This window comes from Candidatus Zixiibacteriota bacterium, assembly GCA_026397505.1.
Taxonomy (GTDB): domain Bacteria; phylum Zixibacteria; class MSB-5A5; order GN15; family PGXB01; genus JAPLUR01.
Window position 1 is genome coordinate 1 of sequence record JAPLUR010000141.1, and the last position, 9,052, is coordinate 9,052.

8 protein-coding genes are annotated in these 9,052 nt (G+C 50.9%); all 8 read right to left on the reverse strand.

All coding sequences use genetic code 11. From position 1 onward, the window contains the following. Positions 1 to 361 (reverse strand): YbhB/YbcL family Raf kinase inhibitor-like protein (locus tag NT002_14385; GenBank protein MCX6830451.1); only part of this gene is annotated, 361 nt, incomplete at its 3' end. A 170-nt stretch (positions 362 to 531) separates the two neighbouring features. After that, positions 532 to 1,050: a transposase gene (locus tag NT002_14390; GenBank protein MCX6830452.1), complete on the reverse strand. Its 519-nt coding sequence runs from the start codon at positions 1,048 to 1,050 to the stop codon at positions 532 to 534. A 60-nt stretch (positions 1,051 to 1,110) separates the two neighbouring features. Beyond that, a complete protein-coding gene (locus NT002_14395; GenBank protein MCX6830453.1) occupies positions 1,111 to 1,665 on the reverse strand; it encodes a hypothetical protein in 555 nt (184 codons plus the stop codon). A 113-nt stretch (positions 1,666 to 1,778) separates the two neighbouring features. Further along, entirely contained in the window at positions 1,779 to 2,720 is a 942-nt protein-coding gene (locus NT002_14400; protein MCX6830454.1) for a tetratricopeptide repeat protein, read from the reverse strand. 1,384 nt (positions 2,721 to 4,104) lie between these two features. Beyond that, complete coding sequence (locus tag NT002_14405) at positions 4,105 to 4,878, reverse strand: slipin family protein (GenBank protein ID MCX6830455.1); 774 nt, start codon at positions 4,876 to 4,878, stop codon at positions 4,105 to 4,107. 13 nt (positions 4,879 to 4,891) lie between these two features. After that, positions 4,892 to 6,220 carry a nodulation protein NfeD gene (locus NT002_14410; protein ID MCX6830456.1) on the reverse strand — a complete coding sequence of 443 codons (1,329 nt, stop codon included), beginning with the start codon at positions 6,218 to 6,220 and terminating at the stop codon, positions 4,892 to 4,894. Between the two features lie 110 nt (positions 6,221 to 6,330). Continuing rightward, positions 6,331 to 7,926, reverse strand: a complete 1,596-nt coding sequence (locus NT002_14415; protein ID MCX6830457.1) for an amidohydrolase — start codon at positions 7,924 to 7,926, stop codon at positions 6,331 to 6,333. Next, positions 7,913 to 9,052, reverse strand: a 1,140-nt coding sequence (locus NT002_14420; protein MCX6830458.1) for a SelB C-terminal domain-containing protein, incomplete at its 5' end; no start/stop codon positions are given. The genes NT002_14415 and NT002_14420, both read right to left, overlap by 14 nt.

Genomic DNA, 9,052 nt, shown 5'->3' on the forward strand with positions numbered 1-9,052 from the left:
TGACCACCGGATTGACTGCCTCCATGATTTTCTCGGAAAGTCCTCGCGCATAAGGGGGGATATCATAAAGCACCCAGTGCACCCAGGTTCCGGCCGGGGCGTCGGGATCATCACATATTAAAGCCAGCGATTTTGCCGAACCGGAAACGCCCGCGAAAATAAGCGGCGGGGAAACATCGGGACCATCGCAGGTATATTTGACCGGAATGGAATCCCCATTCTGAAAGGCCGCACTTCCGATTTGCATTTTGACCTCACTTTTCCCTTTTGGATTTTCACTCTTCCCGTCTCCGGCATAAAGAGTGGCCGCGCCGAAAAGAATAATCGCCGCCGCAAACAGGGATTTTGGCCATCCTTTCATCAATCTCTCCTCCTTATTTCAATCAAATTTCAATCATAGAATTATACGCAAATCGTTCCAACCGGATCCCCGCCTATGACTTTTATCGCTCATGCTGCTATTCTGTGCGCGGCAGGCTTTAGCCTGCCCGTGCCTTACTTTGCGCACGGCGGCCTTTGGTCTTTCCGTGATCACTCATTCCACCGAAAGTTCTTGTCGACAGGCAGAATGCCGGCACGATCCAATATCCAGTCGCCGGCACTTGAATATTTCCACTCTGTCTCGCTCGCGGCCAATCCGGCCTTCACCGGATTCATGTGAATATATCCAAGCTTAATCCTGAATTGCTCTTCGGAAACGGTTATGACATCATCAAAACGGGATTTCCAAAGCTTGAATTCTCTCTGCCGCAGCATTCCGGTTTGTCTCGCCAGGATTTCTTTGACGCGTAAGGCGCTCAGACCTTTGAATCTCTGCATGAATTCAGACAGTTGCTCGATATGTGGAAATCCGAGCAGTAAGTGAATATGAGTCGGCATCAAAACATATCCGACCAAAGAAACCTGATAATTCACCAGCGTCTCGCTCAACTGCTGAAGGCAGGCTTCGGCCACCTCATTATTACTCAATGTCGGTTTGTGATTGTTTATTGAGGTGGTCACAAAGACAAGAGCTTTACCGATAAGCGGTAAACGTCGGCGGATTACCACATTCCTATTATCGCCTTTCCATTTCCGGGCAGACTAAAGTCTGCCGCGCACATTATCATCCTACTTTCTCCTCCGCCGCGCCGCCAACTCGCGACAAACGATCTTCTGCATACTCACCAGAATCTTCGTATCGTGCTCGTCATGATACGGCTTGATATCCAGCTCCGGCGGAATCCGCTGCAATTTCTCATCGCCGACCACCTTGATATATCTCTGCATGAAACGGTCATACTCCCGCCACGAGATCCGGCTCGCTCTTACCCCCGCTTCCTCGGCCCGGAGCGCAATCTGGTGCGCGTGCTGGTAGTGCAGACCCAGTTCGTCGAGAAGCGCTTTTTCCACCGTTTCATGAAGGATCAGGTATCGGTCGACAAAGATTCTCCGACCGCGGGTAACAAATGACTTGGGCAGATGCCGGTCAATATAAATAATCTTCCCGCTGCGGCTGTATCCGGCTAGATAAGGGATATCATAAGTACGGTCCAGTTTTATTCTCCTGAGGATTTTTGATACCGCCGTTCGAAGCATCGCCTCCGAAACAAGTGTATCATCGGTGACCCGCCCTTTTTTGCGCCTTACCGGATTATGATGCTGTTTCTTGACTCTTTTCTTCATATCTCTTCTCCAAAACAATTGGTTCGGCAATTTTCACCCTGCCGATCGGTTACTCGATCAAAATCAAATATACTGTTTTCAATGTCGCAAGTGCAGGGGTCCGCGTTCCAGTATTAATCCCCCGGTTTTTCGAGATCGGCGAGACTATCGTCTACATATTTAAGTGCTTCCTGCATGTCGAGTTCCCGATATAATATACGCGCCTCTTTATAATTCTTGCGCGCCTCTTCATTCTCACCAAGCTTGCGCTCCAAGTCCCCTAAACCAAGCAGCACATTCGCCTCACCCAATCGATTGCTTTCCTGCTTATAAAGCTCCCGCGCCTCTTTATAATTCCGCCGCGCCGCTTCATGCTCACCAAGCGTGCGCTCCAACTCCCCTAAACCACGCAGCACATTCGCCTCACCCAATCGGTCACCAACCTGCTTATAAAGCTCCCGCGCCTCTTTATAATTCCGCCGCGCCGCTTCATTCTCACCAAGCTTGCTCTCCAAGTGCCCTAAACCACGCAGTACATTCGCCTCACCCAATCGATTGCTTTCCTGCTTATAAAGCTCCCGCGCCTCTTTATAATTCCGCCGCGCCGCTTCATGTTCACCAAGCAATGCGGAAGCCTCACCTATTCCAAGTGCGGCTTCAGCCTCGCCGCCAGGCAATCCCTTTTCCTTCGCCCTGCGCCGAATATCAATGAATATCTGTAACGCAATGCGCACATCACCACTTATGTACTCTTCCCAACCCCTTTTCAAATCCACCCCCAAGTCTTGATCTCCTTCAATATTCTGCACTACCGGTCCTTTTGTTTTTGGGGCAGCGGGGGGGTCTTGTGGAATATTTGGCATTCCCCCTTTCGGCTGCGGCGCATCATCAAGCGGTATCCTCAGGAATATATAGAGACTGAGCAGCCAAATTATTACAAAAACCGCAGCCGCTCCAAGAAGCCTCAACTCCAGCCCAAAGATTCGCCCGCTTAGTTGCCCCTGGTTACTGCCTGACTCTGGCAAGACAAAATAAATAAATATGGCAATACCCACGCTGACCAAAGTAATCAGCAAGAATCTTAACTCTCTTCTCATGTGACAGCACCTTTCTTTGTATTCCTCAGAGCGCCATTATTCTGTGCGCGACAGGCTTTAGCCTGCCCGAGCGTTATCGAATGGCATTCCCTTCAAATCAAAATCTGTAGCGCATCGATGGTGATTTGGTACCTTTCCCATTATATAGAAGGAAACTATTATGCTTTTAGCCGAAAATCAACATATTTCCGCGCGCCCAAATACAGCCATTCCCCGGAACGGCAACAAAACGGTCGACCATCCGAATCAAAAAACAGGCCGCGCCGCCCAAAACCGTGTCACATTCTCACAACTCTTCTGCGCGTATTGTCTTACATCGTTCGCCTTACACTTAATCAAGGCCCCCATCTGCCCGCGCAATTTTAAAAATCGAAGAAACAAACCCATTTTGCCGGATTGCCGGGGCGTCCACTTACTGTGCCGCGCGGGTCCTCAGACCCGCCGGAATGGCCGAATGGGTGGCATTCGGAGTTGCGCGGGGTCTTGCCGAGCACGAAGTGCGCGGTGTGACCCGGCGCGTTCATTCTGTGCGATGCGCAATGTAGCCCAAAATCCCGAAGGGTTTTGTGAAACCGAATATCATAGGAGCATCTAAATATGCCAATCAGTCAAAGAAAGCTTATCGCCAATCGTCTCAATGCCCAGAAATCCACTGGCCCCAGAACCCCGCTGGGCAAATTCCGCTCCAGCCGCAATGGCTTAAAACATGGCCTCTATTCCCATTTTGATCTCGTCCGTGCCATCCAATTACTTCCGGAAAAGCATCAACATCAGGTCCTATTATCACTTATTCGTAGCTTCCAGCGCGACATTTCGGGCAAAGCCTCCCGCGGTCACCCAATTTCACCCCCTTAAAATGAAAACGAACCCAAAATGACGACCCTTCCCAAATTCATCCATCCCCTTTACTGTCAATCTGTTACGAGGGAGAAATTACGTCCTTCAGAAGGGCAAAAAATTCAAAAAGCGAACCCACCAATTGACAATCTATTGGTATATATGGACTTAAGTAAAATAATGATGGCTTCGCTTTTTTGGCAAATTCTCAACCAACTGTTATTCAACCGCTTATCTTTCGCCCGTCCGCCCCACCCTTGGATTCTGGCTTTCGCCAGAATGACATATGAAGCAAGGTACTTTGTAGGTCGTGGTTCCGAGACGGAGCGCAAGCGGAGTCGAGAAACCCGACAATTCTTTCTATATTCTTTCAATGTCATGCTGGACTTGATCCAGCATCCAGAGATTCGCCGCAAACGGTGCACGGCAGATATCCCGTGCCGCGCGGGTCCTCAGACCCGCCGGAACGCCGCAAAGTCAATGCCGCCGGTTGTTATGTACCTTGGCCTGCCCCAATGGGCGTGTGCTATACGTCCCTGCTTGATGGCTTGTCGGCGTACTTCTTCAGGAACGGCAAGAACAGGTCGATCGGCAACGGGAAAACAATCGTGTTGGTCTTGCCGACCGAAACCTCGGTCAAAGTCTGCATATAACGCAACTGCAGGGCGTAGTCCTCCTTACCGAGAATCGCCGCCGCCTCGGCCAGCTTGGTAGAGGCCTGGAATTCACCCTCGGCATGAATCACCTTGGCGCGGCGTTCACGTTCGGCTTCGGCCTGGCGCGCGATGGCCCGGGTCATCTCCGGCGGCAGATCGACATTCTTGATTTCGACTACCGACACCTTGATTCCCCACGGCTCGGTCTGATGGTCGATAATCTTCTGCAGTTCCTGGTTGATCTTCTCGCGGTTGGCCAGAAGTTCATCCAGTTCCACCTGCCCCAGCACCGAGCGCAGTGTGGTCTGGGCGATCTGCGAGGTCGCCTCGAAGAAATTGGCCACCGCCACAATCGCCTTATTGGGATCCATCACCCGGAAATAAAGCACGGCGTTGACTTTCACCGAAACGTTGTCGCGGGTGATAACATCCTGCGGCGGCACATCAAAGGTGATAGTGCGCAGATCAACCTTGATCAGGCGATCGACAATCGGGATCAGAAAGATGATTCCCGGCCCTTTTGCGCCGATGAGACGTCCGAGGCGAAACACCACGCCCCGTTCATACTCACGCAGAATTCTAATGGCGTTGGATAGTATGATTATGATCAGAAATACTATGACACCAATGGCAGCTAACGGCATATTACCCTCCATGTTAGGATTTCCTTTCCACTTTTATCTTCAGATCTTTGACTTCAATAACCGTCACCTCAACTCCTTCGTCGATCGGTTCATCCGCGGAAGCCTCCCAGAGCTCCCCGGCAACATAAACATATCCAGTCTTATCTATTTTGGATTTGACCACCCCGGTTTGCCCCAAAAGCCCCTCGACGCCGGTGGTTGGTTTGGCCGCCCGGGCTTTCAACGCCAGAGTGAAGGCGATAGCCACAAAGCCCCCGACCACAAGAGCCACCGCGAAAATAACCGATTTGGAAATGCGCAACGACGGATCAACTGTGTCGACCAGCATCATCCCCCCTATGATAAGCGACACCACACCGCCGATCGTAAGAATACCATGACTCACAATTTTTATCTCCAATATAAAGAGCAATATGGCGAATATAATCAAAAGCAGCCCGGCATAGTTAATGGGAAGAGTGCGGAAACTGTAAAAGGCAAGAATAATGCATATTCCGCCGACCACGCCCGGAAGAATCGAGCCGGGGTTATACAATTCCATAACGAGTCCCAGTCCTCCGAGCGAGAAGAGAATAAACGCCACATTCGGCGAAGAAATTATCTCCAGCAGCGATTGAATGAATGTCCTTTTGATCGGTCTCTTGATTGGATTAACCAGATTCATCTTTTTCTTGCCGAGGGTCGTATTGACCTCGATACCATTGGCTTTTTTGATCAGATCATCAACATCAGCCGCGACAAAGTTGATGACATTTTTCGAGAGCGCCTCGGTGCTGGTAATCGAGACCGACTTTCGGGCGGCATCCTCGGCCCATTCGGCATTGCGGCCGTTCCTTTCGGCCATCGCTTTCAGAGCGGCCACGGCATCGTTCATAATCTTTACCGAGAGAATCGAATCGATTTTCTCGCCCGATGCTGAGACAACATGGGCGGCGCCGATATTGGTTCCCGGAGCCATGGCGGCGATATGGGCTGCATAGACCATATAGACACCCGCCGAAGCAGCGCGCGCGCCCACCGGCGAAACATAGACAGCCACCGGGACGATCGAATTCATTATCGACTTGGTGATCGGCCAGAGGGCATCATTGAGGCCGCCGGGCGTATCCATCGTGATTATGAGCAGATCGGCATGGTCACGCTCGGCCTTTTCCACAGCCTCGATGACACGGTCGGTAATTACCGACACAATCGGGCCGTTAATCTCCATTATATAAACCAGACTGCTTCCGGTGGAAGCGGCCGTATCCGTCGGCGGCGGCGGTACCAGGGTATCGCCCCATCCAACGGCGGCCAGGACCAGCAGCAAGCCGGTTAAAGAGAGAAGAGTTATTTTGAACATAATATTACGTCCTGTTAAAATTCATATTTAAGTTAATCCCGTTGTCGGCTGGCTGTCAACCTCAAAGTTGACCAGTTATATCTGTCAGAAGGCATTCCCGAAGGAACGTCTTATAAAAATAAGCTAAGGTTTTTATTTTGAAAAACAAGCCGTCCGTTGAAATAGGTCGCGCCGACTGTAATATCCTTTATTCTGGTCCGCGCTACCTTATAGATATCTTCGGAGAGAATGATGAAATCGGCTTTATATCCGGGAAGAATATACCCCCGCTCATGCTCTTCTCCGACCGCATAGGCGGGTCCGGCCGTAAAATTATACACCGCCTCGGCGACCGATAGGCGTTCCTCGGGGTGGAATGATTCTTTTGTACCGGGAGAAAAGCGATTCACGGCCGCATCGATGCCGGCAATCGGGTCGAGCGGCTCTATTGGAGCATCGGAGCCGAAAGCCAGTGGAATGCCTCTATCAAGCAACGTCCGGAATATGAAACAATTTTTGCCCCGATTTCCCCAGTACTTGTTGATCATTTTAATATCCGAAGGGCAATGCGAGGGCTGCATCGAGGCAACTAACTGAAGTTTTTTCAGGCGACCTATATCGGAGCGGCGGATCAACTGCAGATGTTCGATGCGATGTCTGAGGCTCGAAAGAAGCTTAGGGGCCTGCTCAAACCAGTCAAGCACATGCGCAATCGCTTTATCACCGAGGGCGTGCACGGCACAGGGCAATCCCAGTGCGGCGGCAGTTTCAATCATGGCGGTCATATCTTTTTGAGAAGTGACCTCAATGCCATAATTATTTTCCGAACCGATATATTTATTGAAGCAGAACGCAGTCTGGCTTCCAAGAGCGCCATCAGCGAATATCTTTATCCCCGACAGGCGCAGGCAGTCATCGCCGAAGACGGATTGGATACCGCCCTTCTCCAATGCGGGAAGCATCTTGTTCGGAGCGTAATAATTTATGCGGAGTCCCAGTCTCCCCTTTTCAGCCAATTCTACAAAAAACGGGAACGCCTCGGGACCATCAAAGGAATGGACGCCGGTAACACCTTTGCGGTACGATGCATCAAGAGCCATCCGGTAAAGTTTCAGTGCTTTGGCCTTTTCCGGCCGGGAAATCAGACGGAAAACCGGGAAATAGGCGGGGATTTCTTTCAAAATGCCGGATGGTTCGCCATCGTACAGACGGACGATCGTGGCGCCTTTCGGCTCTGGGGTGCCTCTATTGATACCAGCCATTGCCAGCGCCTTCGAATTGGCCCACATCATATGCGTATCTTTGGAAAAAATCGCCGCCGGGCGGCCGCCGGTCACTTTGTCCAGCATAAAACGATCGGGCAGAATATATTTCTTCCAGCGGTCGGGCGAGAACCCCTCCCCCACCACCCAATCATTCTTATTTAGCCGCGTTGCATGCACTCTTATTTTCCCGAGCGTTTCTTCAATAGAATTCAGGCCATCCAGTTTGACATTTCCCATCGAGATGGCCATGAAATAGAAATGGGTATGAGAATCGACAAATCCCGGAAGGACGGCATGATTTTTCAGGTTGATATGCGCAAAAGAGGCAAAATCGGCATCCATTTCGAGTTTTTTTCCCACGGCAACGATGCGGCCGTTTTTGACCGCCATCGAATCAGCCACCAGACAATCACCGGCCTGAGTATAGATTATTCCATTGAAAAACAGATTACCCTTTTTCATATCTTTCTCCTTTAATCCGAACATCTCCCTGTCGGGCCGTGATTTTCAGGCGATCAGTTTCCTCAAGAATCGGCACAGTGTACTTGCGGGAGCTGTCAAGCTTTTCACGCAGCGCAGCCACACTGAGTGTCTCGCCCGCATCCAGCATCCCACGAATAATCCTGATGATGCTCTCCCATTTTTCAAAATGAAAGGCCAATCCGCTTCCGATCTTGACAGCTTCTCCGATAAGCAGCAGGTAAGCGAATGCTTCCTTCCGCAGATTGTCATCACCAAGCAACTCCACAATGGCGGGGGGGGAAAAACCGGTTTCGAAGAGTTTTCTCAAAATCTGGTCAGCGGCGGCTTTCAGTTCTCCCTTTACCGTGGGAGCTCTTCCGGCCAGGTCAAAGCGATTTTTCTTTTTTGCCAGAAGACCCTTTTCACACATCAAGTCAAGGATCGGCTCCAGTGAGGGAATCGGGCGTCCCGCCAATCGCGCAATTTCATCGGGTGACAGGCCATCGATATGCGGCCGAATTTCAAGGGCGGATTTCATGCTCGAGATTATTCCCTCGATAATACGAGTGATTATATCGGGCCGGTAGTACTTTCCGCCGTGAATGGCCATCTCCCCTTTTTGCACCGTCGCGGCAATAGAGGCTTCAATGAATTCCTGTCGAAAATTACAGTAAAGAAAATCTTTCACTTTGTCAATAAACAGGGAATGTTCCAGCGCCGAAAGTACCAGTGACTCTGGAGAAAGGATTTTTCTCTTCTCCAGATAGCGGAATTGATCTATGTCTTTTCGGCGCGGTTGTTGCTTTATCATATCGAGGACAAGACCGCCGCCGACGGTGACCTGCGGGGTGGGCAAGCGGAGAATGAATCTATCACCTATGAAAGAAAAGAGCGGCGCATATGGCCGGAAAAATACGATCCCCTGCCCGCCCGGCGGGATAGCCCGGGTATCATAGAGACGCACCTCTCCCTCAACTTCGGTGGTCCCCAGAATAAGGAGAACCCGGCGCCGGTCCTCCAGCGAAACGGCAGACTCAGGAATAAGCGATACCGACAGCGCCAGGGCGCCTTCAGTGTGGAAATTATCAACCAAATTGGGAAGGGAGATAACGCCTCCCCGTATCAG